Annotated in this window: 18 protein-coding genes; 10 read left to right on the top strand and 8 right to left on the bottom strand. The window is 72.6% G+C overall.

The features are described 5' to 3' along the window. Window positions 1-25 precede the first annotated feature (25 nt). The 4 genes from ACGFNF_RS10690 to ACGFNF_RS10675 all read left to right on the top strand — a co-directional run bounded on the left by ACGFNF_RS10690 (window position 26) and on the right by ACGFNF_RS10675 (window position 5,070). On the top strand, window positions 26-1,144 hold the full coding sequence (locus ACGFNF_RS10690; RefSeq protein ID WP_393167169.1) for an acyltransferase family protein: 1,119 nt from the start codon (window positions 26-28) through the stop codon (window positions 1,142-1,144). Between the two features lie 166 nt (window positions 1,145-1,310). Further along, entirely contained in the window at window positions 1,311-2,603 is a 1,293-nt protein-coding gene (locus tag ACGFNF_RS10685; protein ID WP_393167167.1) for a lipopolysaccharide biosynthesis protein, read from the top strand. Next, window positions 2,600-3,922, top strand: a complete 1,323-nt coding sequence (locus ACGFNF_RS10680; protein ID WP_393167165.1) for a glycosyl transferase family 1 — start codon at window positions 2,600-2,602, stop codon at window positions 3,920-3,922. Before ACGFNF_RS10685 ends, ACGFNF_RS10680 begins: the two co-directional genes overlap by 4 nt. Continuing rightward, entirely contained in the window at window positions 3,919-5,070 is a 1,152-nt protein-coding gene (locus ACGFNF_RS10675; RefSeq protein ID WP_393167163.1) for a glycosyltransferase family 4 protein, read from the top strand. The genes ACGFNF_RS10680 and ACGFNF_RS10675 overlap by 4 nt, the downstream gene beginning before the upstream one ends. A gap of 46 nt (window positions 5,071-5,116) precedes the next feature. On the opposite strand, the gene ACGFNF_RS10670 is transcribed toward ACGFNF_RS10675, so the two are convergent. Then, window positions 5,117-6,556: a hypothetical protein gene (locus ACGFNF_RS10670; RefSeq protein ID WP_393167161.1), complete on the bottom strand. Its 1,440-nt coding sequence runs from the start codon at window positions 6,554-6,556 to the stop codon at window positions 5,117-5,119. 299 nt (window positions 6,557-6,855) lie between these two features. Between ACGFNF_RS10670 and ACGFNF_RS10665 the strand changes: the two genes are divergently transcribed. The 4 genes from ACGFNF_RS10665 to wecB are packed head-to-tail and all read left to right on the top strand — an operon-like array spanning window position 6,856 to window position 11,373. Continuing rightward, entirely contained in the window at window positions 6,856-7,896 is a 1,041-nt protein-coding gene (locus ACGFNF_RS10665; protein WP_393167159.1) for an SDR family NAD(P)-dependent oxidoreductase, read from the top strand. After that, window positions 7,890-9,017 carry an NAD-dependent epimerase/dehydratase family protein gene (locus ACGFNF_RS10660; RefSeq protein WP_393167157.1) on the top strand — a complete coding sequence of 376 codons (1,128 nt, stop codon included), beginning with the start codon at window positions 7,890-7,892 and terminating at the stop codon, window positions 9,015-9,017. The genes ACGFNF_RS10665 and ACGFNF_RS10660 overlap by 7 nt, the downstream gene beginning before the upstream one ends. Continuing rightward, complete coding sequence (locus ACGFNF_RS10655; protein WP_393167155.1) at window positions 9,014-10,252, top strand: glycosyltransferase family 4 protein; 1,239 nt, start codon at window positions 9,014-9,016, stop codon at window positions 10,250-10,252. The genes ACGFNF_RS10660 and ACGFNF_RS10655 overlap by 4 nt, the downstream gene beginning before the upstream one ends. Further along, a complete protein-coding gene (gene wecB, locus ACGFNF_RS10650; protein WP_357578507.1) occupies window positions 10,249-11,373 on the top strand; it encodes a non-hydrolyzing UDP-N-acetylglucosamine 2-epimerase in 1,125 nt (374 codons plus the stop codon). The genes ACGFNF_RS10655 and wecB overlap by 4 nt, the downstream gene beginning before the upstream one ends. A gap of 60 nt (window positions 11,374-11,433) precedes the next feature. On the opposite strand, the gene ACGFNF_RS10645 is transcribed toward wecB, so the two are convergent. The 4 genes from ACGFNF_RS10645 to ACGFNF_RS10630 all read right to left on the bottom strand — a co-directional run bounded on the left by ACGFNF_RS10645 (window position 11,434) and on the right by ACGFNF_RS10630 (window position 15,951). Beyond that, window positions 11,434-13,305, bottom strand: a complete 1,872-nt coding sequence (locus ACGFNF_RS10645) for a polysaccharide biosynthesis protein (protein ID WP_393167153.1) — start codon at window positions 13,303-13,305, stop codon at window positions 11,434-11,436. A gap of 149 nt (window positions 13,306-13,454) precedes the next feature. Further along, on the bottom strand, window positions 13,455-14,099 hold the full coding sequence (locus tag ACGFNF_RS10640; RefSeq protein WP_393167151.1) for an acetyltransferase: 645 nt from the start codon (window positions 14,097-14,099) through the stop codon (window positions 13,455-13,457). Beyond that, on the bottom strand, window positions 14,096-15,244 hold the full coding sequence (locus ACGFNF_RS10635) for an aminotransferase class I/II-fold pyridoxal phosphate-dependent enzyme (RefSeq protein ID WP_357578510.1): 1,149 nt from the start codon (window positions 15,242-15,244) through the stop codon (window positions 14,096-14,098). Before ACGFNF_RS10635 ends, ACGFNF_RS10640 begins: the two co-directional genes overlap by 4 nt. Beyond that, a complete protein-coding gene (locus ACGFNF_RS10630; protein ID WP_393167149.1) occupies window positions 15,241-15,951 on the bottom strand; it encodes a sugar transferase in 711 nt (236 codons plus the stop codon). The genes ACGFNF_RS10635 and ACGFNF_RS10630 overlap by 4 nt, the downstream gene beginning before the upstream one ends. A gap of 218 nt (window positions 15,952-16,169) precedes the next feature. Here ACGFNF_RS10630 and ACGFNF_RS10625 point away from each other — a divergent pair, with 218 nt between their 5' ends. Further along, a complete protein-coding gene (locus ACGFNF_RS10625; RefSeq protein ID WP_393167147.1) occupies window positions 16,170-17,129 on the top strand; it encodes a DUF389 domain-containing protein in 960 nt (319 codons plus the stop codon). Window positions 17,130-17,207: 78 nt separating this feature from the next. Here ACGFNF_RS10625 and ACGFNF_RS10620 read toward each other — a convergent pair whose 3' ends face one another. Both ACGFNF_RS10620 and ACGFNF_RS10615 read right to left on the bottom strand, forming a co-directional pair. After that, complete coding sequence (locus tag ACGFNF_RS10620) at window positions 17,208-17,642, bottom strand: hypothetical protein (RefSeq protein WP_357578513.1); 435 nt, start codon at window positions 17,640-17,642, stop codon at window positions 17,208-17,210. Between the two features lie 506 nt (window positions 17,643-18,148). Further along, window positions 18,149-20,635 carry a Tex family protein gene (locus ACGFNF_RS10615; protein WP_393167145.1) on the bottom strand — a complete coding sequence of 829 codons (2,487 nt, stop codon included), beginning with the start codon at window positions 20,633-20,635 and terminating at the stop codon, window positions 18,149-18,151. A 148-nt stretch (window positions 20,636-20,783) separates the two neighbouring features. Between ACGFNF_RS10615 and ACGFNF_RS10610 the strand changes: the two genes are divergently transcribed. Further along, the gene (locus ACGFNF_RS10610; protein WP_311412862.1) at window positions 20,784-22,295 is read left to right on the top strand and encodes a dGTP triphosphohydrolase; all 1,512 of its coding nucleotides are present in this window, start codon (window positions 20,784-20,786) and stop codon (window positions 22,293-22,295) included. A gap of 6 nt (window positions 22,296-22,301) precedes the next feature. On the opposite strand, the gene ACGFNF_RS10605 is transcribed toward ACGFNF_RS10610, so the two are convergent. After that, window positions 22,302-23,447: an MBL fold metallo-hydrolase gene (locus ACGFNF_RS10605; protein WP_393167143.1), complete on the bottom strand. Its 1,146-nt coding sequence runs from the start codon at window positions 23,445-23,447 to the stop codon at window positions 22,302-22,304. Window positions 23,448-23,489: the final 42 nt, after the last annotated feature.

Raw genomic sequence — 23,489 nt, 5'->3', positions numbered from 1 at the left:
GTCGATCGCTGGGAGACGACATCACATGACGACCATCGCCCGCTCGGCGGAACGCCGAACCGGATTCCCGCAACAGCAGGGCGGCAACTGCTTCGATCTGCTCCGACTGCTGGCGGCGCTCGCGGTCGTCGTACAGCACGCCGTGGAGCACACGGGCAATAGCTTTCTCTGGTACGAACCGGGCAGCGCCAGGTGGTTCGGCGACGGGGTCGCCGTCTTCTTCATCATCAGCGGCGGATTGGTCTTCTCCTCGGCGTTCAGGTGCCAGCAGAGTGGCCGGGGCTGGACCGAGTACTTCCGTAACCGGCTCCTGAGGGTCGCGCCGGCTATCCACGTCTATCTGCTGGTGGCGACGGCGGCCCTCCTGCTCATCGGCGTCATCGGTGTTCGGTCTCTGGCCGACACCCGGTTCGCCGGCTGGTTCGGCAGCACCTTGTTGCTGGTGCCGGTCTACCATCCGTCTCTCTTCAGCGACTTCGGTACGGGTGTGATCAACGGCAGCCTCTGGACGATTCCCGCCGAGATCGGCTTCTACATAATCGTGCCGGTGCTGGTGATGGTGACCGTTCGTCGCTCGTTCCGCGCGATGATGTGCAGCGCGGCACTCGTCGCCGTGACAGGGTGTGGCCTGTACGCCTGGTCGTTGAGCCTGGCCGGCGAACACCGGGTCGCGCAACTGCTCGGCGTCTCGACCCTGCCCTGGCTCGGCTACTTCCTGCTCGGCGTCATGTGGTCGCGGCTCTGGCAGCGGGCACCCCGGTCGGGGGTGGTCGCGCTCGCCGCGCTCTGCGGATACCTGGCGCTCACCGGGGCACAGCACCTGACCGGCCCATCGGGGCGGGTCGTGCTCGGCATGTTGGCCGGCTTTCCCCTCTCCTACCTGGTGTTCTGGTTGGCGTATCGCGGCCCGGCCGCACTCCACGGCCTCACCGCTCGCATCGGCGACCTGAGCTTCGGGGCGTACATCTGGCACATGCCCCTGGTCAACTTCTTCATCTGGCTCGGCCGGGACCACTGGCCGGTGCGAGGCACCGCCCTGGTGGTCCTGATGCTCGCACTCACCCTGGCCTGCGCGGCTGCCTCCTGGCACCTGGTGGAGAAGCCCGCCCTGCGGCTGAAGCGCTACTCCGCCAGGGCAGCGTGAGCGGGCGGCCATGACCGGCGCACCGGGGCCCACGCCGTGGACCGGTGGGTGATCCGTGTCCTTGCACCGTGAGAAGGCCGTTGCAGCTATGGTGCGGTCCGCGCCCCCGGTGGCGGAGGCGGACCTGCTACCCGCCCGTGACCGCCAACGACGTCTTCTCACCGGCATGGCGGCAACGGTGGTCTGCCGAGCGGTCGGCGTCGTGACGCCACTCGTCCTGATACCGGTGATGCTCAGGGAACTCGGGCCGGATCTCTACGGCCTGTGGGCGGCGGTCGGCACCGTGACGGCGATGGCGGCCTTCGCCGACCTCGGTCTCGGCAACGGCCTGATGACCAAACTCGCACCCTGTTACGCGACGGGTGACACCGCTCGCGCCCGCCGGTACGTGTCGAGCGCCTATCTCCTGCTCACCGCCATCGCCGGCCTGATCCTGCTGTGCCTGTGGTCGACTTCGCCGCTGGTCCCGTGGGCGGGGCTCCTCGGCGCCGGCGTAACGGTCGGCGCCGCCGCGGAGCCGTTCGTGCTCGCGTGCCTCACCGCCTTCGTCGTCAACGTGCCTCTCTCCCTGGTCGTCCGGGTGCAGTTCGCGTACCAGCAGGTCGCACAGAGCAACCTGTGGCAGGCGCTCGGCGGGTTGATGACTGTGCCGCTGGTGCTGCTCGCCGTGCACGCCGACCTGCCGCCCGTCGGCGTGGTGACGGCCAGCGTGGCGGGTCCGGTCCTGACGAACCTGCTCACCAGTTGCTGGGTGTACGGCCGCGCGCTGCCGGAACTGCGGCCCAGGTTGCGCGCGGCCGATCGCGCAGGGGCGCGGGAACTGCTGGCCCTGGGAGGGCTGTTCCTGCTGCTGACGGTCGTCATGTCGGTAGCAACCAACGCCGACGCTCTCGTGATCGCGCACGTGTTGCAGATGCGGGATGTCACCGACTTCGCAGTCGCCGCGCGACTCTTCGCTCAACTGGGAGTCCTGATCTCGCTGGTGAACGTGCCGCTCTGGTCGGCGAACGGGGACGCCCTCGCGCGCGGTGAACTGAACTGGGTACGGCGGACGAACCGCCGGATGACGATCGTGTCGGCCGGTACCGGCGTCACCGTGGGAGCCGGTCTGGTGCTCGCCGGCGGCCCGCTGCTCGAGACGTGGGCGGGCATCCGACCTGCCGGGGGAGTGTGGCTGCTCGCCGGGCTCGCCGGCTGGTGGACTCTGCTGGCCGCGATGTCGCCGTGCTTCATGGTCCAGAACGCCGCTGGCGTCGTCCGCCCGCAACTGTGGGGCTGGACGCTCTACCTGACCGTCTCGATCCCCCTCAAGTGGTACGCGGCCGATCGGTACGGCGTGGCCGCCGTACCGGTCACCGGCACCCTGGTCTACCTGCTGACGGTGGTTCCGGGGGCCCTTTACGGATACCGCGTGGCGTGCAGGACCCATGTGGCACAAGCAAAGGAACCTCATCGATGACGGACCTGACACCGCACCCTCGCGTACTTGTGGTCGGTGCCGAACCCTTCGGGCGTACGACCGGCACCGGGATCACGCTGTCCAACCTCTTCGGCGGCTGGCCGGCGGATCGTCTGGCGCAGGTCCACATCTCCGCGACGACGCCCTCCACCGACGTGTGCCGGCACTACTACGCGCTGGACCCGCGCAGCGCGCCGCTCGACTACTGCGTACGGCGCCTGCTGGCCAGGGACCCGGCCGGCGGCACACCCGCGCCGGGCTCTGCTTCTACCGCTCCGTCGTGGCAGGGGCGACTGCGGCAGCACATGCGGGCCATGGCGGACCTGAGCCCTCTCGTCGTTCCACAGGGATTGCGCCGATGGGCCCGCCGGTACCGCCCGGACGTCGTCTACTCGGTGCTCGGCAGCGTCCGGGTCATGCGGCTGGCCTGTGGCCTGGCCCGCACCTGCGGGGTGCCGATCGTTCCGCACTTCATGGACGACTGGCCGAGCACGCTCTACGCCGACGGGGAACTGCTTGGCCTCGGCCGGCGGGCGGTCGAAGCGGGCCTTCGCGAGGCGGTACAGCTCTCCCGTTCCGGGCTGTGCATCAGCGGGCCCATGGCCGACGAGTACCGCCGTCGCTACCGGATCCCCTTCGCCGCCTTCATGAACTGCGTGGACAGCGCCGCCTTCGACGGGTATCGCGAGCGCCCCGAGGCGCCGGGGTCGGTGCCGGTCGCGGACGGGCTGGAATTCGTCTACGTCGGCGGCCTGCACCTGGGTCGCTGGTCCGCACTGGCCCGGATCGGATCGGCGCTGGAGCGGACGGGTTCGCCGCGTCCGCCTGCCCGGCTGACGGTGTACGCGCCGGAGCATGACCTGGGGCGCTACGCCCACGCGTTCGCCGACGTGCCAACGGTGCACCTGGCTCGGTCGGTCGACAGCGCGGAGGTGGTCCCGATCCTGCGGCGTGCGGACGTTCTCGTCCACGTCGAGTCCTTCGAGCCTGAACTCGCGCGGTACACCCGTCTGTCGCTCTCGACGAAACTGCCGCAGTACCTGGCGGCAGGCCGACCCATCCTCGGGCACGGTCCGGCCGGACTCGCCTCGATGCGGCACATCGGGACGGCGGGCGCCGGGCTGGTGGTGGGGGAGGAGGACGTGGAGCAGTTGAGGCGGCGGATCGCGCAACTGTGTGAGGACCCCCTGCTGCGGCAGCGGCTCGGGGACGCCGGCCACTCCTACGCCAAGGTGCACCACTCCCGCCAGGAGGTGGCCGCGGAGTTCGCGTCCCATCTCGCCCAGGTGGCGGGTGCGGCGCAGGAGACGCGGTCGTGAACCGTCCGCTCCGGGTTGCGCTCGTCTCGCCGTTGCCGCCACCGCAGGGGGGCATCGCACGGTGGACCCGCATGATCGACGGTGCCGCGCGGGACGCCGACGCCGTCGACCTGGTCGTGGTGGACATCGCGCTCAGAGGTCGGTCGATCCATCAGACCTCGCTCTTCCGGCGGGTCGCCGCGGGAGTCATCCAGATCGCACGCAGCTCGTGGTCACTCGCCTGGGAAATGGTGCGGCGGCGGCCGGACGTCGTGCATGTCAACACGTCCGGGCACCTGGGCACTGTTCGCGATCTCGTACTGCTCCAGATGTCCCGGGCGTTCGGGGTGCCGTTCGTCTACCACATCCGGTTCGGCAGGGTGCCGCAGATCGCAGCAGGGGATCGCAGGGAGTGGCGCCTGATGCGGCGGGTCATCGCGCGGGCCGCGGCGGTGGTGGTCCTCGACGAACGCACCGAACGCGCCATCCGGACGTACGCCGACCACGGTCCTCTCCTGCGCATTCCCAACTGCATCGACACGTCGACGCTGCCGCAGCCGTCCGACCACGAGACTCCGCGCAAACGGGTGCTCTTCGCCGGATGGGTGATTCCCGCGAAGGGTGTCGAGGACCTGCTGTCCGCCTGGTCCGGCATCGACACGTCCGGTTGGGAGCTGGTGGTCGCCGGTCCCTGCGAGAGCGGCTACCTGCGGCGGATCCGACCGCTGGCGGACGGGCTTGCCGTGAGTTTCCCGGGCGAGCTGGGGGGACAGGATCTGCTTGAGCTCATGGCCACCTGCGAGGTCTTCGTGCTGCCGAGTCACTCGGAGGGCTTCCCCAACGCGATCCTCGAGGCGATGGCTCTCGGACGGGCGGTGGTGGCCACCGACGTGGGGGCGGTGGGGGACATGCTGGGTGACGGGTGCGGGGTGGTGGTTCCGCCGCGTGAGCCGGATCGACTCGCTGCCGCGCTGGCGGCGGTGATGGGCGACCCGGCCTGTCGTGTTCGGCTCGGCGAGCGAGCCAGCGCGAAGGCGGCCGACGAGTACGCACTGCCCGTGGTCTTCGACCGCTACGAGGGGCTGTGGCGGAGGGTCTCCCGTACCGATGGATCGGCGTCGGCCGAGATCGGTGCAAGGTCGACCGTCACCCAGGATGCCGCTGGCTGAGAAGGGCACGTGGCAAGGGCGGCCGGGCCGCGCTGCCGGTGGCGGCTCAGGCCCTGGAGAGGCTGACAGGACGACGACCTCGGATGGCACCACCAGTGGCTCCCCGGTGGTGTCGACCGGTGGGGAACGACGAATCAGCAGGCGCGGCTTCCAGCGGCACACGTCGTTGGATCCGGGCAAGTATCGACAACGTGCACAGCGAGACGAACCCGATCAGTGCTGGTCTTGTCTGGCCGAGTTGATTGTTGGCGGGCACGAACGCGATCAGCAGGGCGAGTTGGCCGAAGAGAGCCATCGACAGGACGCGTCGCTGGAGGACGGCCTCGTGCCAGAACTTGGCAAGGAACCATCCCACCACCGCCATGAGCAGAATGGCACCGGGATATGTCAGATCTGAGGCGAGCCATGGGTAGATGGTCGACCAGTACATCCCGTCAGGCCAGCCGGTCGCCGCCTCGGTGCGAGTGGTGTACCGCTTCTCGTGCTGGGAGTCGAGATCTGTGTACTGCTCCAGGTAGCTGCTGAGCGCCGGTGACGACCCGGTTCCCCTGGTCCATTCGAAGGGCACGCTCAGGTTGTGACTGAGGCCCAGATATCCGTGTGTGGGATAGGAAATGGTGATCGCGAGACCTGCGGCGAGATCTTCTCCGATCAAACCCGCGACCAGGGGGCTGCCCTGTACGGCCGGGCCCTGTCCCGATGTCCGGGCTCGATCGCTCTGGTTGAAGGACATGTAACCGAGGAAGATCACCAACATTGCGGCGAAGGCCGCCAGGTGCCGCCAGTTCGCCAGTCTCATCGCGCGTCTCGTGCGGGTCGACCTGGAGCCGAGCAGCAGGAGGTAGCTGGCGGCCCACCAGATCAGCATGTCACCCAGTCCCTTGAGGATGCCGATCGCCATGTAGTAGACCGCGTAGGAGGCAAGACTGCCGAGAACGTAGAGCTGCAGCAATCGACCAAGCTTCGACCAGTGGAGAACGGCGACTGGTATGAGGAGGGGGTACAGCGCGGATAGCAGCGTGAGCAGTTGCACCGGGCGCGAGAACTGTCCCTCCTGCTGTAGTTGCAGGAAATAGCGCTCGCCGGGGTTGGTGACGGCGTGTGCGAGTTCGGCCGGACCTGATATGCCGATCACGTTGAGCTGCGCGATCCCGAGGAGCAGAACGTACGTGGCGCAGACGACCACCAGCGTGCGCGGTGCGGCATGACGGCGGCCGGCGGCCGGCCGGAGTGACATGGTCGAGGATCGACGGGCCGCGTATATGACGTACCCGACGCACAACGCCACCATCGTTGCCGACACGAACAGGGTGAGCGTCGTCAGGTCGGGGCTTTCCGCCGCTCTGCCGAGCGTCAGGAAGAGCACGTAGGTGCCGGCCAGATAGGCGACGGCCAGCTTGAGTGGAATGTAGGCGGCGTTCCAGCCGCCCGTGTCGTCCCGTATCGCGCCGCGCGGCGTCGCCCTCGTCGAGATGGTCGTCGTCATGTGGTCCGCGCTCCTGCCCTTACGGCCTTGTCGGCGGAGGATCGTCCGACGGATGTCCGCTCGATGGGTGAGTGCCCTGGTTATAGCAGCACCGGGAGGGCGTTCTCGGGTGTTTCATGAATGCCGGTCGACCCGAAGGCCGGCAACCGAAGGCCAGCAGTTGCGATGCCGACTTGACGGCATGTTCGTCCGTTTTGAGCGTTCCCCCCGCTCGCCTGGCTCGTTGCGCGAGGTGTGACCGCCGCCCGTGACCTGCGGCAAGGCTGTCGCGATCCCAGAACCGAGACGGGGAGCAACCAGTGACGTATTCGACCAACGGCCAGCGGGTCCTCATCACCGGCGGCACGGGTTCCTTCGGCAAGACGATGGTCCGCCGCCTCCTCGACCGCGGCGTCGGCGAGGTCCGGGTGCTCAGCCGCGACGAGGCCAAGCAGGACGACATGCGCCGGCAGCTCGGCGACGACCGGGTCCGCTACCACGTCGGGGACGTGCGCGACTACGACTCGGTGCTGCGGGCCAGCCGGGGGATCGACCACGTCTTCCACGCGGCGGCGCTCAAGCAGGTGCCCTCGTGCGAGTTCTTCCCGCTGGAGGCGGTGCGGACCAACGTCCTGGGCAGCGCCAACGTCGTCGAGGCGGCGGAGCGCAACGGCGTCGGCTCCGTGGTCGTGCTGAGCACCGACAAGGCCGTCCACCCCGTCAACGCGATGGGGATGAGCAAGGCCATGATGGAGAAGGTCGCCCAGGCGCACGCCCGCAACAACCCGAACAGCGCGACCACGGTCTCCTGCGTCCGGTACGGCAACGTCATGTACTCGCGCGGCTCGGTGATCCCGCTGTTCATCGAGCAGATCAAGGCGGGCCGGGCGCCCACCGTCACGGACCCGGGGATGACCCGCTTCCTGATGTCGCTGGACGACTCGGTGGAGCTGGTCGAGCACGCCTTCCAGCACGCCCGGCCCGGCGACATCTTCATCCGCAAGGCCGTCGCCTGCACCGTCGGCGACCTGGCCGAGGCGGTCTGCGAACTCTTCGACGTGCCCGCGAAGCTCGACGTGATCGGCGTACGGCACGGCGAGAAGCAGGACGAGACGCTGGCCAGCCGGGAGGAACTCGCCCAGGCGGACGACTTCGGCGACTTCCTCCGGGTGCCGCTGGACGCCCGCGACCTCAACTACGCGCTCTACGTCTCCGAGGGCGAGCTGGGCCGGGGGCCGCGGGAGGACTTCAACTCCGCCGACGCGCCGCGGCTGGGCGTACCGGAGATCGTCGAGCTGCTGAGGACGCTGCCGGAGGTACGCGCGGAGCTGGCCCTGCGGGACCCGGTGCTGGCGTGCTGAGGCTGGCCGTCACCGGCGCCGGCGGCTTCCTCGGCTGGCACGTGCGGGTGCTGCTGCGCGTCCTCGGCCGGCCGGAGCCGGTCGTCGTCACCCGGGCCGACCTGACCGACCCGGAGCGGGTCGCGGCGAAGCTCGACGGCGTCGACCGGGTGCTGCACCTGGCCGGGGTCAACCGGGGCGAGCCGGCCGACGTGGCTGCCGGCAACGTGCAGCTCGCCGCCCAGCTCGCGCAGGGCCTCAAGCACTGCCCGACGCCACCCGGCGCGGTGGTCTTCGCCAACTCGGTGCAGGCCGGCAACGGCACCCCCTACGGCGACGCCAAGGCCGCCGCCGCCGGCATCCTGGCCGACACGGGCCTGCCGTTCGACGACGTCCTGCTGCCCAACCTCTACGGCGAGCACGGCCAGCCCTACTACAACTCGGCGGTCGCGACGTTCTGCCGGCTGCTCGCCGAGGGCGGGCAACCGGAGGTGCACGGCGACCGCGAGCTGAGCCTGGTGCACGTCACCGACGCGGCGGCCCGGCTCGTCGGCGTCCCGGCCGGCGGCTCCTGGGACCCCGCCATGCCGGCGCTGCGGACCGGCGTACGGGCCCTCGCCGACCGGCTCGCCCACGTCGCCGCCACCTACCGCACGGGCGAGCTGCCGGCCCTGGTGGACCGGCACGACGTGCGGCTGTTCAACACCTACCGCTCGCACTGCTTCCCGGCGCACTACCCGCTGGCGCTGCCGCGCCGGGCGGACGCCCGGGGCGAGCTGGTCGAGACGGTCCGGACGCACGGGGGAGGCGGCCAGACCTTCTGCTCCACCACCCGTCCCGGCATCACCCGGGGCGAGCACTTCCACCTGGCCAAGGTGGAACGCTTCGTCGTGCTGCGGGGCACGGCGGAGATCAGCCTGCGCCGGGTCGGCGACACCGGGGTGGTGCGGTTCGCGGTCTCCGGCGACGCGCCGGCACTCGTGGACATGCCCACCATGTGGGCGCACAAGCTGGTCAACACCGGCGCCGACGACCTGGTCACCATGTTCTGGACGAACGAGCTGTTCGACCCGGAACGGCCGGACACCTGGCCCGAGCCGGTGGAGACGGGCCGGCCGGAGCGCGCCGTGGCCGCCACGTGAGGATCGGCCTGGTAAGCCAGTGGTACCCGCCCGAAGGGGTGTTCATCCCCGGCAACCTGGCGCGGCAACTGGCCGAGCGCGACCACGACGTGCGGGTGCTCACCACCTTCCCGAGCTACCCGCACGGCCGGATCTTCCCCGGCTGGCGGCAGCGCTGGCGACACACCGAGGCCGACGGGCCGGTCGCCGTGCGGCGGGTGCCCGCCTATCCCAGCCACGACACGTCCGCCGCCCGGCGCGCGCTGAGCCACCTGTCCTTCGGGGCCAGCAGCGCGCTGGGCGGCGTCCGCTGGTTGGCGGGCGTCGACGTCACCTACGTCTACCACCCGCCACCCACCTCCGCGGCCGCGGCGGCGCTGGTCCGCCTGGCCCGGCGTACGCCGATCGTGCTGCACGTCCAGGACCTGTGGCCGGAGTCGGTGCTCGGCTCGGGCATGGCGCCCGCCGGCCGGGCGGGCCGGGCCCTGGAGCGCGGCGTCGCCGCCCTGATGCGCGCGACGTACCGCCTCGCCGGCGCCGTGGTGGTGATCTCGCCGGCGATGGCCGACCTGGTCGTAACCCGGGGCGCGGACCCGGACCGGGTGCGGGTGGTGTGGAACTGGACCGACGACGCGCTGTTCCGGCCGGTGCCGGCCACCGACGAGGCCCGTGCGGTGCTCGGCCACCGTGGGCGCTGCACGGTGATGTTCGCCGGCAACATCGGCCTGTTGCAGGGAATCGAGACCGCGATCCGGGCGGCGGCCGTCGTGCGCGACCGGATCGACCTGGTGCTGGTGGGCTCCGGTGCCGGCGAGGAGGCCGCGCGCCGGCTCGCCGCGGATCTCGGCGCCGACAACGTGCGCTTCGTCGGCCGGCGGCCCGCCGAACGGATGGCCGCGCTGTACGCCGCCGCGGACTGGCAGCTGGTCTGCCTGCGCGACCTGCCGGCGCTGCGCGGCAGCATCCCGTCGAAGTTGCAGGCGGCGTTGGCCTGCGGCAGTCCCGTGATCGCGTCGGTGGGCGGCGACGCCGCGGCCCTGGTCCGCTCGGCCGGGGTCGGCCTGGTCTCCCCGCCGGGGGACTGGCGTGCGCTCGCCGCGCGCTTCTCCGTCGCGGCGGCCGAGTCCGCGGACGCCCGGGCGGAACTGGGCCGGCGGGCCCGACGGGTCTACCAGGAGCGCATGTCGCTGCGGGTGGGCGTGGACCAGTTCGAGGACATCATGACCAAGCTGGCAGCAGAGAGAGGACGGGCATGACCCGGATCATGACGGTGGTCGGCACGCGACCGGAGATCATCCGACTGTCCCGGGTGATCGCCCGGCTCGACGACACCGTGGACCACCTGCTGGTGCACACCGGGCAGAACTGGGACAGCACCCTCTCCGACGTCTTCTTCAAGGAGTTGCGGCTGCGCGAGCCGGACCGCTTCCTGCGGGTGGACACCTCGTCGCTCGGCCGGGTGCTGGGCGGCGTGCTGGTCGGCATGGAGACGGCGATCGCCGAGACGCGGCCGGACGCGCTGCTCGTGCTCGGCGACACCAACAGCTGCATCGCCGCGCTGATGGCCCGGCGGATGCGGGTGCCGGTCTACCACATGGAGGCCGGCAACCGCTGCTTCGACCTCAACGTCCCCGAGGAGACCAACCGGCGGCTCGTCGACCACGTGGCCGACTTCAACCTGGTCTACACCGAGCACGCCCGACGCAACCTGCTGGCCGAAGGGCTGCACCCGCGCCGGATCCTGCACACCGGCTCGCCCATGCGGGAGGTGCTGGAGCACTACCGCGCCGACGTCGCCGCGTCGGGCGTCCTGCGCCAGCTCGACCTCGCACCCGGCCGGTACTTCGTGGTCAGCGCGCACCGCGAGGAGAACGTGGACCAGCCGGACCGCCTCCAGCGCCTGCTCGACTGCCTCCGGGCCGTCCGCGACCGGTGGGGGCACCCGGTGCTGGTCTCCACGCACCCGCGTACCCGCAAGCGGCTGGAGGCCCTGGCGCCCGACGCCGCCGCCCTCGACGGGATCGCGTTCCACGAGCCGTTCGGCCTCTTCGACTACGTGCACCTGCAGACCAGGGCGTTCTGCACGCTCTCCGACAGCGGCACGATCAGCGAGGAGGCCGCGATCCTCGGCTTCCCCGCCGTGACGCTGCGCGAGTCGATCGAGCGCCCCGAGGCGCTGGACGCCGGCGGGATCATCATGACCGGGCTCGACCCGCAGGGCGTCGTGGAGGCGGTCGAGGTCACCGTGGCCCAGGTCGCCGCCCAGGGGGTGCCGTGCCCCGTGGACTACCGGGTCCCGGACACCTCCCGCCGGGTGGTCGACTTCATCCTCTCCACCGTCCGCCGGCACCACGACTGGGCGGGCATCCGCCGCTGAGCCGTACCGCGAGGGCCGGCGACCGGAGCTTCCCGGTCGCCGGCCCTCACCGTGTGGGCGTCAGCGCGACAACGGCACCTGCACCGAGGCGCGGGGGACCGGCACGACCGGGTGGTCGCAGAGCGCGGCCAGCTGCGCGGCCACCTTCTCCGGATCGTCGTACGGGTCGAGTCCGCTGACCTCGATCGGGTCCAGGGCGGGCACCGCCACGTGCGACACCAGCGGGTGCAGCGGCCGGGCGTCGGTCTCGCCGGTGCCGAACAGGTCCTCGTGCAGCTTCTCGCCGGGGCGCAGCCCGGTGTAGACGATCGGCACGCCGCTCTCCGCCTGCTCGGCCATCTGTCGGGCCAGGTCGGCGATGCGGACGGGCTCGCCCATGTCCAGCACCAGCGCCTCCCCGTCGCGGCCGATCTCGGCGGCCTGCAACACCAGGTGCACCGCCTCCTGCACCGTCATCAGGTAGCGGGTCACCTCCGGGTGGGTGACGGTGAGCGGGTGGCCCAGCTCGATCTGCCGCTGGAACGCGGTCACCACCGAGCCGCGGCTGCTCAGCACGTTGCCGAAGCGGACACTGAGGAAGGTGCCGGGGAACCGGGAGGCGGCGTGCGCGGTCAGCCGCTCGGTGATCCGCTTCGAGTAGCCGAGGACGCTTATCGGGTCGGCCGCCTTGTCGGTGGAGATGTTGACGAAGCGGGCCACGTCGCGGCACGCGTCGAGCACGGAGAGGGTGCCCCAGACGTTCGTCTTCACCGCCTCGCCGGGGTGCCGCTGGAGCAGCGTGAGGTGCTTGAGCGCGGCGGCGTGGAAGATGACGTCCGGCCGGCGCTCGCGGATGATCCGCCGGATGCCCTCGTCGTCGCGGAGATCGGCGAGGATCAGCTCGGGGCCGTCCAGCAGGGCGCGGCCGGCGAGCGACATCTGGAGGCCGTGCAGGGCCGACTCGTCGCGGTCGAGCATCATCAGCTCGCCCGGGTCCGCCTTCATCACCTGCCGGCACAGCTCCGAGCCGATGGAGCCGCCTGCCCCGGTGACCAGGACCCGTCGGCCGCTGAGCCCGTTGCCGCTCAGCGCCATGTCGGCGACGACCTGCCGGCGGCCGAGCAGGTCGTCGATCTGCACGTCGCGGACGTCGGTGACGGTGATCCGGTGGTCGACGAGGTCCCGGACGGGAGGCAGCACCTTGAACGTCGCCCCGGTCCGGAGGGTGGCCTCGCGGATCTGCCGGATCAGCGCGGCGTCGGCGTTGGCGACGGAGAAGATCACCGTCGTCGCGCCGGTGCGCCGTACGGCCGCCGCCACGTCCTGACGGCCGCCGAGCACGCGTACGCCGCCGATGCGCAGGTCCCGCTTGTCGGGGTCGTCGTCGAGGGCGCCCACGGGCCGGTAGCGTCCGCGCGGATCGCCGAGCATGGCCCGCAGCAGCCCCTGCCCGGCGTCGCCGAGCCCGAACAGCAGCACGGGGTTGGAGGACCGGGCGTCGGGCCGCATGGCGAGGTCACGGCGGTGCCGGTAGGTGAACCGGGCGGTCAGCATGAACAGCAGCGCCAGGGCGCCGCCGACCAGCGGCGTGCTCGCCGGCACCGGTCGTACGCCGGCCGGCAGCAGCCCGATCAGCATGATCGCGGCCGTGGTGGCCGCCGTGCCCGCGACCCCCTGCACCTCCTGGAGGCTGCCCAGCGGGTGGCGTCCGGAGTAGATCCGGCGGACCGCCGCGACGGCGACGTGCACGACGGCGGCGAGCGCGCCGCAGGTGGCGGCGCGCGCGAGCTGGCCGGAGGCCAGGTCGAGTTCGTACCGGAACCAGACCGCTGCGGTGAACCCACCGACCCAGGCGGTGCTGTCGGTGGCGAGGAATCCGATGGTGCGGCGACGCGCCCTGGCCCGGTGTGAACTCTGTTCACCGAGTCGGGTGGCCTCTGTTGCGGGCGGCATCTGTGCTCCCTGTCCGTCTCCGAGGGCTTCCGCCACAGGGCGAAAGGAGCTTTAGGGCTCTTTAGGTTGATACATGCCCGAACACGATTTTTGGCGTCTTTCGGGTTCGATGACCGATTTTTGGTCCGTGGGACCGAGGGCTCGTCGGGTCAACGGGCGGGCACGCCCTTGACCACGACACCGTCCGGCACGTCCCGGACGACGCAGGCGCCCGCCCCGACGGTGCTGTCCCGGCCCACCCGCAGGCCCTGCAGCACGGCCGCCGTCGTGCCGACGAGCACCCCCTCCGCCAGGTGGCAGTCGCCCGAGACGGCGGCCAGCGGATTGACCGAGACGAAGTCGGCGAGGGTGCAGTCGTGCCCGACCGTGGCGTTCTGGTTGAGGTGCACGTGCCGGCCGAGCGTGACGTTTGTGGTGACCCGGGCCCCGGCGAAGGCGACGAGGCCCGGGCCGTGCACCGTGTCCGGCCCGATCGTCGCCGCCGGATGCACGAGGCTCGCCGCCGGCGTGCCGTGCGCCTCGACCCGGGCGGCGACCGCCCGCCGGACGCGCGGGTCGCCGATGCCGATGACGTGGTGCGCGTCCGGGGGCGCGTCGCGCAGCCAGGCGACGCCCCCGAGATAGGGCACGTCGAGCCGTTGCACCCGCTTCAGGTTCTCCTCGGAGGGCCGGTCGTCGACGAACCCCAGGAGGCGCCAGCGGGGCCGGCCGGCGGCGACGTCCATCGCCCGCGCGATCGTGAGGACCTCCCGGCCGTGCCCGCCGCAGCCGACGACCACCAGCGGGACCGTCACGCCGTCGACCCTCCCGTGCGGGCCGCCAGGAACTCGTCGACGGCGGCGAGGACGAGGCCGACCTGGCGCTCGTTCATCGCGCTGCCGCTGGGCAGGGCCAACCCGTCGGCGAACAGCCGCTCGGCCACCCCGGTGACGAGGCACTCGGCGTCGGCGTACGCCGGTTGCAGGTGCATCGGCTTCCAGACCGGGCGGGTCTCGATGTCCCGCCCCGCCAGGTGGGCGGCCAGGTCGGCGGCCCGCCAGCCGGCCCGCTGCGGGTCGACCGCGATGGTGGTCAGCCAGCAGTTGGAGCCCGGGTCCTCCACGCCGAGCAGCCGCACACCCGGGATCGGGGCGAAGAGCTTGGCGTACTGGTCGCGCAGGTGCCGGCGCCGGGCGATCATCCCGTCCAGCCGGACGAGCTGGGCGCGGCCCAACGCGGCGAGCAGGTTGCTCAGCCGGTAGTTGTAGCCCGTCTCGCGGTGCTCGTAGTGCGGCGTCGGCTCGCGGGCCTGGGTCGACAGGAACCGGGCCCGGGCCAGCAGGGCCGTGTCGTCGGAGACGAGCATCCCGCCGCCCGAGGTGGTCATGATCTTGTTGCCGTTGAAGGAGAGGATACCCACCTGCCCGAAGGAGCCGGCGGGCCGGCCGTGATGGGTCGCGCCGAGGGCCTCCGCGGCGTCCTCGACCACCGGTACGCCCGCCGCCGCGCAGACCGGGGCCAGCGCGGTGTGGTCGGCGCAGCTGCCGAAGAGGTCGACGGGGACGACCGCGCCGACGCGCTGTCCCCGCAGGACGAGGGCCCGGATCAGCTCGTCCACGAGGGCCACGTCGAGGTTCCCGGAGTGCGGGTCGCAGTCGACGAAGACCGGCCGGGCGCCGGCGTAGCGGACCGCGTTCGCGCTCGCCACGAACGTCAGCGTCGGCACGATGACGGCGTCGCCGGGCCCGACTCCCACCCCGAGCAGCGCCAGGTGCAGCGCCGCCGTACCGGAACTCACGGCGACGGCCCCGCGGGTGCCCACCCGCGTGGCTACCTCGCGCTCGAACGCGTCGAGGTCCGGGCCGACGGGCGCGACCCAGCCGGACCGCAGGGCCGCGACGACGTACGACTCCTCCAGCGGCCCGACGTCGGGCGGGGACAGGTGGATGGTCCCGCTCATCGGCCACCTCCGGCCGGGACGGTGAGGGTGGCGTCCGGTGCCGGCACTGCGGGAGCGAGCGGGGGCGTGCCGAGGAACTCGGGCGCCGTGGCCGAGCCCGCCGCGGAGATCCCCTCGCGGCGCAGCACGGTGCGGACGGTCGCGGCGAGGATCGACAGGTCCAGCCGCAGGCTGCGGTGGTCGACGTACCAGACGTCCAGGTCCAGCTTCTCCTCCCAGCCCAGGCTGTTGCGGCCACGCACCTGGGCCAGCCCGGTGACGCCCGGCCTGACCTCGTGCCGGCGGGCCTGGGTGGGGGAGTAGCGCGGCAGGTACTCGGTGAGCAGGGGCCGGGGGCCGACCAGGCTCATGTCGCCGCGCAGCACGTTCCACAGCGTCGGCAGCTCGTCCAGGCTGGTGGAGCGCAGGAAGCGCCCCAGCGGCGTCAGCCGGTCCCCGTCGCGCACCCGTCCCCGCAGCGGATCCGGCGGGAGCATGGTACGGAACTTGACCAGCTCGAACACCCGACCGTGCCGTCCCACGCGGGGCTGCCGGAACAGCACCGGCCGACCGAGTCCCACCGCCACCAGCACCGCCACGACGAGGACCAGTGGCGCGGTCAGGACGAGCAGCACCGTGGCCGCCAGCACGTCGATCGCCCGCTTCAGGGCCTCCGGTCGGGGCCGCTCCGCGAGGCTTCTTCCCGGCGTGTGCACGGAACCAGGCAAGGCTTCGACCTCCAGGGCAGAGTCGGGCACCAGTCGACAAACACGTTCTAACAGGGGCGAAAGCGCCAGTGGTGCGAAATCGCGACACTCACGCCGTTCCCGACAGGTCAACCGCGCAACGGCCCGTCAGGACGCGGCCCGACGCCGAAGACGTGGCACCTCGACCCGCCCGCGCCGGCGGTAGAGTGCTCGACGGTCCACGACGCGGGGGAGAGCCGGTGCTGCACCTGAGGGTCATCGCGCCGAGCGACCAGTCCTCCGCCGTGGCGGACCTGCTGGCCGCCGATCCCGGGGTGACCCACCTGGCGGTGCTCCCGGGGGCCGCCCGTCAACCGGCGGGCGACCTCATCCTCTGCGACGTGGTCCGGGAGAGCGCCGACAGCGTCCTGCACGCGCTACGGCAGCTCGGCGTGCAGGAGCGCGGCGCCATCTCGGCCGACGACGTCGAGTTGTCCATCTCCGCGGCGGCCGGCCGGGCGGCCGAGAAGGCGCCGGGCAGCGGGGCGGACGCGGTGGTCTGGGACGAGATCGCCGCCAAGACCGGCGAGCAGACCGAACTCTCCGCCACGTACCTCGTCCTGCTCACCGTCGCCACCATGCTCGCCGGCGTCGGCGTCCTGCTCGACCAGCCGATCCTCATTGTCGGCGCGATGGTGGTCGGCCCCGAGTTCGGCCCCTTGGCGGCGCTCTGCGTCGCGCTGCTGCGCCGCAACCCGATGGTCATCGGCCGGTCGGTGCAGGCCCTCGTGGTCGGCTTCCTCGCCGCGATGGTGGTCACCGTCCTCAGCACCTGGGGCCTGGACGCGGTGGGGTTGGTCGAGCGCGGGATGCTGGAGTCCGAACGCCCCCTGACTGACTTCATCTGGCGGCCCGACGCGCTGTCCTGGGTGGTCGGCCTGCTGGCAGGAGTCGCCGGCATGCTCTCCCTGACCTCGAAGAAGTCCGGCAGCCTGGTCGGCGTGCTGATCTCGGTGACCACCGTGCCGGCCGCCGCCAACGCGGCCGTCGCCGTCGCTTACGGCGTCTGGCACGAGGCGTCCGGCTCAGCGCTCCAACTGGTGATCAACCTTTGCGCGATCCTGCTCGCCGGCCTGGCCACACTGCTGGTGCAGCAGGCGTGGTGGTGGCACCTGGGCCGGCGGCGCCGGCTCCGCCGACCGGGCGGCGTCATCCGCTGACCCGCCCGGGCCGCCTGGCCGCCCGCGCCCCAGCCCGGAGGCCTGCCCCCACGCGCTGCTCCGAACACCGCGCCCCGCTCAGGGCGTCGCGCCGCCCGCCTCCAACCGGCGCTCCAGCAGCGTGCGCAGCGGGATCGACTCGCCGTCGCGACCGCCCGCGCCGACCACGAGCGGCGGCGGGCTGGGCTGCGGCTCGGCCCCGAGCAGCAGGGCGCGCGGGCCGCCCGCCACGGTCAGCAGATGGAAGCGGCCGTCGACGTCGACGGCCCGGGTGCGGGCCCGGTCGACGTACCAGCCGCGCAGCCTCGTCCGGTAGCTCCCGCGCCCGTCGAGCCCTCGGGCCGTGAGCCGTTCCGTGGGCAGCCCGCGCCGGGTCGCCTCGGCGACGAACCAGGCGACCAGCTCCGCCGCCTCGGCGTGCTCCGCCGCCCGCCGGCGTTCGTCGGCCGCCGCGTGCGCCCGCACCGCCCGCTGCTGCCGCTCCCGCCACTCCAGGCCGTCGCCTCGATTCACGACCGCGACGGTACGCCCCGCCGCCCGCCACCAGAAAACACCACCGCGAGATCCACGCCGCTGGCCCGGTCTGCCGGTGGGCGAGTTCCGGGGAGCTCAGGCGTGCCCCCGCCGGTCCGGTCTGGCGGTGGCGCGTCTCGGGGACGCACCGGCGCGCCTCGCCCCGGTCCGGCCCGTCGGGTGGCGCGCTCCGGGAGCACCACCGCGCCCTGCCGCCGGCCCGGTCGGTCGACAGCGCACCGCCGCGTGCTGATGGTCGTGCGCAGGCGCGCAGGCGCGCAGGCGACAGGTCGGCACGACGCTGTCGAGCTGAGTCGTTTGCGACATCGGGCGGTTGCCTGAACCGTCGTCGAATCGTCTACGACATCAGCTCGACAGCGTCGTGCGTGCGTCCCGCGCCGCCCCGGAGTCAGGCCAGGTGGCCTGGACCCTGGCCGGATTCCAGACCCTGCGTGCCGCGTCGCTCCGGGCGTGGGCCGTGTCAGGCCAGTCCGGTCCGGGTCGTGTCAGGCTAGTCCGGCCCGGCGCAGCGCGTCCGCCATGGCGTCGTTGGCCGGCGCGGGTCCCGCTCCGCCACGGCCCTGCCGTTGCGCCCCGCCGCGCCCGCCGCCCTGCCCGGGCTGACCGCCGCGCCCGCCGCCCTGGGCCCCTTGCGCGCCCCGGTCACCGCGTCCACCGCCCTGGCCGGGCTGGCCGCCCTGCCCGCCACGTTCGCCCCGCGAGGCGCCCCGGTCGCCGCGTGGCCCGCCCTGCCCGCCACGGTCGCGACGCCCGCTGTCCGGGCCGCCGCGCCCGGCGCCCGCCTCCGCGTCGTTCTCCAGCCGGAGGGTCAGCGAGATCCGCTTGCGGGGCACGTCGACGTCGAGCACCTTGACCCGTACGACGTCGCCCGACTTGACCACCTCGCGCGGGTCCTTCACGAACGTCCGGGACATCGCCGAGACGTGCACCAGCCCGTCCTGGTGCACGCCGACGTCCACGAACGCGCCGAACGCGGCCACGTTGGTGACCACGCCCTCCAGCACCATGCCGGGCACCAGGTCGCTGATCTTCTCCACCCCCTCGACGAAGGTGGCGGTGCGGAACTCCGGCCGCGGGTCGCGGCCCGGCTTCTCCAGCTCGGCGAGGATGTCGGTGACGGTGGGCAGACCGAAGGTGTCGTCGACGAAGTCGGTGGCCCGCAGCCCCCGCAGGATGGCGCTCCTGCCGATCAGCGACCGCAGGTCCTGCCCCGTGGTGGACAGGATCCGGCGGACCACCGGGTACGCCTCGGGGTGCACGCTGGAGGAGTCCAGCGGGTCGTCGCCGCCGGGGATGCGCAGGAAGCCGGCACACTGCTCGAAGGCCTTCGGCCCGAGCCGGGCGACCTTCTTCAGCTCCGACCGGGTGCGGAACGGACCATTCGCGTCGCGGTGCAGCACGATGTTCTCCGCCAGCCCGGCGCCGATGCCCGAGACCCGGGTCAGCAGCGGCGCGGAGGCGGTGTTGACGTCGACGCCGACCGCGTTGACGCAGTCCTCGACCACCGCGTCCAGCGACCGGGAGAGCTTCACCTCCGACAGGTCGTGCTGGTACTGGCCGACCCCGATCGAGCGCGGGTCGATCTTCACCAGCTCGGCGAGCGGGTCCTGCAGGCGGCGCGCGATGGAGACCGCGCCGCGCAGCGAGACGTCCAGCCCGGGCAGCTCCTGGGAGGCGTACGCGGAGGCGGAGTAGACCGACGCGCCGGCCTCGGAGACCACCACCTTGGTGAGGTTGAGCTGCGGGTACCGCTTGATCAGCTCGCCGGCGAGCTTGTCGGTCTCCCGGCTGGCGGTGCCGTTGCCGATGGCGACCAGCTCGACGCCGTGCGCCCCGGCCAGCCGGGCGAGGGTCTCGATCGAGGCGTCCCACTGCCGGCGCGGCTCGTGCGGATAGATCGTGTCGGTGGCGACCACCTTGCCGGTGGCGTCCACGACGGCGACCTTCACGCCGGTACGCAGGCCCGGGTCCAGCCCCATCGTGGGCCGGGTGCCGGCCGGCGCGGCGAGCAGCAGGTCCCGCAGGTTGGTGGCGAAGACCCGCACGGCCTCCTCCTCCGCCGCCTGCCACAGGCGCATCCGCAGGTCCGCCCCGAGGTGGATGAGGATCCGCGTACGCCAGGCCCAGCGCACCGTGTCGGCCAGCCACCGGTCCGCCGGCCGGCCCTTGTCGGTGATGCCGAAGCGCCCGGCGATCGCCGCCTCGTAGCGGCTCGGCCCGGTGACCACCGCGTCGGCCTCGCCGGCCTCCTCGGGCTCCATGGTCAGGTCGAGCACGCCCTCCTTCTCGCCCCGGAACATGGCCAGGATCCGGTGCGAGGGCAGCTTCGGGTACGGCTCGGCGAAGTCGAAGTAGTCGGCGAACTTCGCACCGGCCGACTCCTGCCCGTCGCGTACCCGGGAGGCCAGCCGGCCCCGCGACCACATCTGCTCGCGCAGCGTGCCGATCAGGTCGGCGTCCTCGGCGAAGCGCTCGATGAGGATCGCGCGGGCGCCCTCCAGGGCGGCGGCGGCATCGGCCACGCCCTTCTCCGCGTCCACGAAGCCGGCGGCGGCCTGGCGCGGATCCTGCCCCGGGTCGGCCAGCAGCGACTCGGCGAGCGGCTCCAGCCCGGCCTCGCGGGCGATCTGGGCCCGGGTCCGGCGCTTGGGCTTGTACGGCAGGTAAATGTCCTCCAGGCGGGACTTCGAGTCGGCCGCCATGATCTGCGCTTCCAGGGCCTCGTCGAGCTTGCCCTGACCGCGGATCGACTCCAGCACCGCCGCGCGCCGCTCGTCCAGCTCGCGCAGGTAACGCAGCCGCTCCTCCAGGGTGCGCAGCTGGGTGTCGTCGAGCAGGCCGGTGGCCTCCTTGCGGTAGCGGGCGATGAACGGCACGGTGGCGCCGCCGTCGAGCAGCTCCACGGCCGCCCGTACCTGACGCTCGGCGACGCCGATTTCCTCGGCGATCCGCTGATGAACAGAGAGGGTCACGATCTCGATCCGCCTTCGGTGTGGGTTCCGCCCTGCATTGTGCCGGCCCGCACCGACGCCCGTCGCCGCCCCCGCCCCGGCGTGCCGCCCCACCCCTTCCTTACACCGCCCCGCCCGCGACGCCGCCCGCTGCGCTAGCGTGGCGATCATGGAACATCCCGTGGACCCGCGCGCCCGGCGGCTCTTCGGCGGCAGCGCCCGGGCGCTCGGCGACCTCGCCACCAGCCCGTTCCGGGCCGACCGCGACCGCATCGTCGCCTCGCCGTTCTTCGCCCGGCTCAACGGCGTGACCCAGGTGGTCAGCCCCGGCGGCTCCGGCCTGCTCGTGCACAACCGGCTGACCCACAGCCTCAAGGTGGCGCAGGTGGCGCGCGCCATCGCCGAGCGGCTCACCGCCGACGAGGCGCACCGCGACCTGCTGGAGAAGTTGGGCGGCTGCGACCCGGACGTGGTGGAGGCCGCCGCGCTCGCGCACGACCTCGGCCACCCACCGTTCGGGCACCTGGGGGAGCGGGTGCTGGACCGGCTGGCCCGGCAGCGGCTCGGGTTGACCGACGGGTTCGAGGGCAACGCCCAGTCGTACCGGATCGTCACCAGCACCGAGATCCGCGGCGCGGCGACCACCGGCCTTGACCTCACGGCGGCGGTGCGGGCGGCGCTGCTGAAGTACCCGTGGACGCGGCTGGACCATCCCGACCCGCACCCCCGGCTGCTGGACCCGCCGCCGCGCGGCGCCACCCCGCCGCCGGACGACCCGGACAGCGGCTCGTCGAAGTTCGGGGCGTACCGGACCGAGCTCGGCGACCTGCGGCAGGCCCGGGAGCCGTTCGTGGGGCGCATCCCGGACTGGCAGCAGACCCCCGAGGCGTCGATCATGGACACTGCCGACGACGTCGCGTACGCGATCCACGACGTGGAGGACTTCTACCGGGTCGGGGTGCTCCAGCAGGGCGCGGTGGCCGCCGAGCTGATGGCCTGGCAGCGCGAGAGCGGGCACTTCCGGGCCATCACCGACGCGGCCCTGGCCGCCGCCGCCCGTCGGCCCGGCTCGGCGATCGAGCGGCTGCGCCGGCAACTGCACCGCAAGGACGCCTGGATCGCCGACGACGAGGCGTTCGCCGCCGCCGTCGAGCACGTCCGCGAGGAGTTGGTGGAGGGGCTGCTCGCCATGCCCTTCGACGGCTCCATCGAGGCGGAGCAGTACGTGGCCCGGTTCTCCGCCCGGTGGACGACCCGCTTCGTCGACGCGATCACCGTGGTCGAGCAGCCGGCGGTCCGCTCCGGTCACGTGCTGCTCGCCCCCGCGCAGTGGCACGAGGTGCAGGTGCTCAAGTTCGTCCACCACCGGTTCGTGCTGGCCCGGCCGGACCTGGCCCTGCACCAGCGCGGGCAGGCCCGGCTGCTGGGCACCCTGGTGGAGGCGCTGCTGGAGTGGCTGCTCGACCCCGAGGAGGAGTCCCGGCTGCCGCGCCGCCTGCACGACCTCGTGGAGTTGGCCGAGGCGGAGCTGCACCCGCGTACGCCGGACCGGATCGGCAAGGCCCGCGGGCGGGCGATCGTCGACTTCGTCGCCCAGCTCACCGACGGCCAGGCGGTCGCCATGCTGGACGCCCTGTCGGGCCGCTCCGGGGCGCTCTGGACCGACGCCTTCGTCCTCTGAGGCCGCTCAGGCGACGGCCTGCCACCAGCCGTCGACGGCCGGCGGGTCGTCCACCACCACCCGCTCCCCGGGGCGGGGCACGGCCAGCCGTACGTCCCGGGCCTTCGCCTCGGCCCAGATCCGGTCCACCGGCTCGGACCAGTCGTGCAGGGCGAGGTTGAACGTCGCCCAGTGCACCGGTAGGAGCAGCCCGCCGCGCAGGTCGAGGTGGGCGGCGACGGCCTCCTCGGGGAACATGTGGATGCTCGGCCAGGCCCGGTCGTACGCCCCGATCTGCACCAGCGTGACGTCGAACGGCCCGTGCCGCTCGCCGATCTCGGCGTAGCCGTCGAAGTAGCCGGAGTCGCCGGTGTAGAAGACCTTGCGGTGCGCGCCGGCGACCACCCAGGAGCTCCAGAGCGTCCCGTCGCGGCGCAGCCCCCGGCCGGAGAAGTGCTGCGCGGCGGTGGCGGTGATCTCCAGCCCCGCCACCCGGTGGCTCTCCTCCCAGTCCAGCTCGACGATCCGTCCGGCCGGTACGCCCCAGCGGTCCAGGTGCGCGCCCACGCCCAGGGGCACCAGGAACGGCGCCGACTGCAGGGCGGTCAGCGCCTGGACGGTCGACATGTCGAGGTGGTCGTAGTGGTCGTGCGAGATCAGGATCGCGTCGACCGGGGGCAGTTCGTCGAGGCGTACCGGCGGCTGGTGCAGGCGGCGCGGGCCGACCAGGCTCGACGGGGAGCACCGGTCGCTCCACACCGGGTCGAGCAGCACCCGGCGGCCCTCGATCTCGATCAGCGCGGAGGCGTGGCCGTACCAGACGACGTTCAGCTCACGCCCGGCGTCGGTGGCCGGGGCGGCGCCCGGGCGCGACAGCGGCACGGCGACGCCCGGCCGGCGCTTCTGCTTGCCGAAGATCAGCTCACGGACGAGGTTGCGGTCGGGGGTGCCGGCCATCGAGCGGGAGCCGCCCGGGTTGCGGAAAACGCCGTCGTGGAACCGGGGCGAGCGGGCGGCCCGCTCCGCGCGGGCGCCGGTGAGCCGGCCGCCGAGCGCCGCCGGCACGTCCCGGGCCACCCACGCGAGCCCGGCGAGCGCGGCCAGCCCGGCCGCCCCGCGTAGCCGCCGCCCGAGTGCCCGGTCGAGTCCCGCGCGTCGCGGTGCTGCGCCCATCGTCGTCCCTCCGCCGGTGTCCCGTCGTACACGGTAGCCCGG

It is taken from the genome of Micromonospora sp. NPDC048868 (assembly GCF_043198195.1).
In the GTDB taxonomy this organism is placed as follows: Bacteria; Actinomycetota; Actinomycetes; order Mycobacteriales; family Micromonosporaceae; genus Micromonospora; species Micromonospora reichwaldensis.
The sequence above is the reverse complement of the archived record's forward strand: the minus strand, read 5'-3'. Positions and strand labels throughout refer to the sequence as shown.

What these genes read in the sequence shown, in the direction of transcription:
- ACGFNF_RS10690 (WP_393167169.1), top strand. Translation starts at nt 26, where the DNA reads ATGACGACCATCGCCCGCTCGGCGGAACGCCGAACCGGATTCCCGCAA.
- ACGFNF_RS10610 (WP_311412862.1), top strand. Translation starts at nt 20,784, where the DNA reads ATGGAACATCCCGTGGACCCGCGCGCCCGGCGGCTCTTCGGCGGCAGC.
- ACGFNF_RS10685 (WP_393167167.1), top strand. Translation starts at nt 1,311, where the DNA reads ATGGCGGCAACGGTGGTCTGCCGAGCGGTCGGCGTCGTGACGCCACTC.
- ACGFNF_RS10680 (WP_393167165.1), top strand. Translation starts at nt 2,600, where the DNA reads ATGACGGACCTGACACCGCACCCTCGCGTACTTGTGGTCGGTGCCGAA.
- wecB (WP_357578507.1), top strand. Translation starts at nt 10,249, where the DNA reads ATGACCCGGATCATGACGGTGGTCGGCACGCGACCGGAGATCATCCGA.
- ACGFNF_RS10635 (WP_357578510.1), bottom strand. Translation starts at nt 15,244, where the DNA reads ATGAGCGGGACCATCCACCTGTCCCCGCCCGACGTCGGGCCGCTGGAG.
- ACGFNF_RS10645 (WP_393167153.1), bottom strand. Translation starts at nt 13,305, where the DNA reads ATGCCGCCCGCAACAGAGGCCACCCGACTCGGTGAACAGAGTTCACAC.
- ACGFNF_RS10605 (WP_393167143.1), bottom strand. Translation starts at nt 23,447, where the DNA reads ATGGGCGCAGCACCGCGACGCGCGGGACTCGACCGGGCACTCGGGCGG.
- ACGFNF_RS10670 (WP_393167161.1), bottom strand. Translation starts at nt 6,556, where the DNA reads ATGACGACGACCATCTCGACGAGGGCGACGCCGCGCGGCGCGATACGG.